The organism is Streptomyces sp. NPDC127108 (assembly GCF_042677545.1).
In the GTDB taxonomy this organism is placed as follows: Bacteria; Actinomycetota; Actinomycetes; order Streptomycetales; family Streptomycetaceae; genus Streptomyces.
Map to the genome: position 1 here is coordinate 292,094 of NZ_JBHXTE010000004.1, position 2,598 is coordinate 294,691.

1 pseudogene is annotated in these 2,598 nt (G+C 78.1%); it reads left to right on the forward strand.

The window, feature by feature from the left end:
* Positions 1–290: 290 nt before the first annotated feature.
* A pseudogene (locus tag ACFVHO_RS05905) lies at positions 291–2,598 on the forward strand (hypothetical protein); the annotation flags it as partial.

Genomic DNA, 2,598 nt, shown 5'->3' on the forward strand with positions numbered 1-2,598 from the left:
CTGGTTTTTTTTTTTATTTGCTACTGGTCGGTGGGGGGGGGGGGGTTGTTGGGGCTGTGCGGCGGCCCGGGGGGGGGGGGGTGCTGTGTTGTGGCGGCGGTGGGTGGTCCGCCCCCCCACGGTCCCCCCTCCAGAAGGTGTATCCACCCCCACGCGCCGATTCACCCCAACGGGCAGGCGCTCGGAGTGAACCGTGGGAGCGGAAGGGGGCGCGTTCGGCTCGCGTTCTGTCCGGCTGATCATCACCGACCTACGGTCGAAGGTACGGGGTGCGGCTGGGAGGTTCGAGCATGGCGGGACGGGGCCCGCGAGCCCGGGGCGGCGCGGAGCGGGACCGGGGCCGGAGCGACCGGAGCGGCCGCAATGAGTGGACGGTGGGCCGCGACGCGTGGCGCGAGCCCGAGCGGTCCCTGGTGCGGATCTGCGACCTGGCCGGGCGGCCGCGCGGCCACGGCTTCGCCGCCGACGACCGCGGCACCGTCATCACCAGCCACGAGGCGGTCGACGGGCTCGCCCGGATAGTGCTGCACGCGCCCGGCGAGCGCACCTGCGTCGTGACCGCCGACGCCGTCACCCCGCTCCCGGAGACCGACCTCGCCCTCGTCCGCACCGACGGCCTCGACCTGCGCCCGCTGCCCGTCACCGCGCGCGACGGCGTGGACGTCGGCTCGTACGTCCGCATCGCCGCGGGCGGCTGGCGCCAGGCCAGGGTCCTCGACTCCGCCGCCGTCACGTACACCGCCACCGACCGCTTCCATCTCCTCGACGCCGCCATGGAGCTGGCCATCGGCACCGACGGGGCGGACGCGCTGCGGCTCGGCGGCGGCGCCGCGGGCGGGCCCGTCGTCGACGCCGCGTCCGGCGCCGTCCTCGCCGTCCTCGCCACCGCGCTGCAGGCCCCGCACCGCGCCGCCGGGTTCGCCGTGCCGCTGTGGACCGCGGCCGCCGCGGACCCCGACGGGCCGCTCGCCGCCCTCCTCGCGCACAACGCGGCGACCGTGCCCGGCTTCGGCCGCGATCTGAACCTCGCGGGCGCCCTGCACCTCACGGCCACGTCGCTCGGCTCCGACGGGCCGCGCGCCCTCGACCCCGAACCGGTCGAACGCCCCGGCCCCTGCGAGGAGTTCACCCGCTTCACCGCCGGACCCGCGCGCGTCCTCGGCCTCGTCGGCGACCCCGGCACCGGCCGCACCACGGAACTCGCCGCCCTCGCCCACCGCCGCGCCCGGGGCGCCGAACCCGCCCCCACCCTGTGGCTGCGCGGCGCCGACCTGCGGGACGAGGACACCTCCGTGGCCGACGCGGTGGCCCGGACCCTGGAGCGGGCCGGGCGCATCCTCGCCGCGTCCGACGGCGCCGTCGGCGGGGACGAGGGGCTCGGCGACATCACGGCGGGGCGGGTCGCCCGCCTGGTCCGGGACGCCGGACGGCCGCTGCTGCTCCTGCTCGACGGGCCCGAGGAGATGCCGCCCGTGCTGGCCCACCGCCTCGCAGGGTGGAGCGCCGGGACGGCCGGATGGCTGCGGGACACCGGGGCGCGGCTCGTCGTGGCCTGCCGCGCGGAGTACTGGGAGCAGGCCGGGGCCCACTTCCCGCCGGAGCTGCTGCACGTCCCGGACGGCGACACGGCGGCGCACCGCCCACGGGCGGCGCTGCCCGGCTGCGTGCGCCTCGGCGAGCTGCCGGAGCCGCAGGCGCGCCGGGCCCGGGAGCGGTACGCCGTCGCGGACGGCGCGCTCGCCGACGCCGACGCGGGACACCCCCTGACACTGCGGCTCCTGTCCGAGGTCACGGCGGCGCTGCCGGACGCCGCCCCCGCCGGACGGCCCTGCCGCGAGGAGGTGTTCGCCGCCCACCTCGATCTCCTCTGCCTGCGCGTCGCCGTGCGTCTCGCCGCGGACAGCGGGCTGCGCGGGACGGCCGTACGACGCCTCGCGGCGAAGGTGTCCGGCCAGGTCCACGAGGCGGCCCGGCGCTGCCTCGGCCCCGGCCAGGGGCAGCTGGACCGCACCGCCTTCGAGACGGTCTTCCCCTGGGGCGCGCTGCCCGGCAGGGGCGCCCCCACCTGCACGGGCTGGGCCTCGGCCGTCCTCACCGAAGGCCTCCTCGTCCCCGCGGGCCCCGGCTACCGCTTCGCCCACGAGGAGGTCGGCGACTGGCTCCAGGGCCTCCACCTCGACGTCGACGCGGCCCTGACCTCCCTGACCCTGCGCCACGCCCGCCCCCACACCCCGCCCCCGCCCCGCTCCCTGCCGGTGCCGCACCACCGCGCGGGCCCGGTCCTCCAGGCCCTGCTGGGCCTGGAACACCAACGGGGCGCCGAGGAACTCGCCAAGAGGCTGGGGGAGTTGGTGGGGGCGCTCGAGGTGTTCGGGGGGATGGGGGATGTGGGGGGCGGCGGGGCGCTTGCGGGGACGTCGGGTGTGGTGGCGGGTGCTGGGTCGCTCGGGGACGGTGGGGACGTGACGGTGGGCGGTGAGCGGGTCGGCCCCGGTTGTGCTGATGTCCCACTGTCACGGGTGGGTGGGTGGGACGGCCGCCGCGGAGCGGCGGGGGGCGGTCACCCCGGTGCCGGGACAGGGGCGGACGACGTGGGGA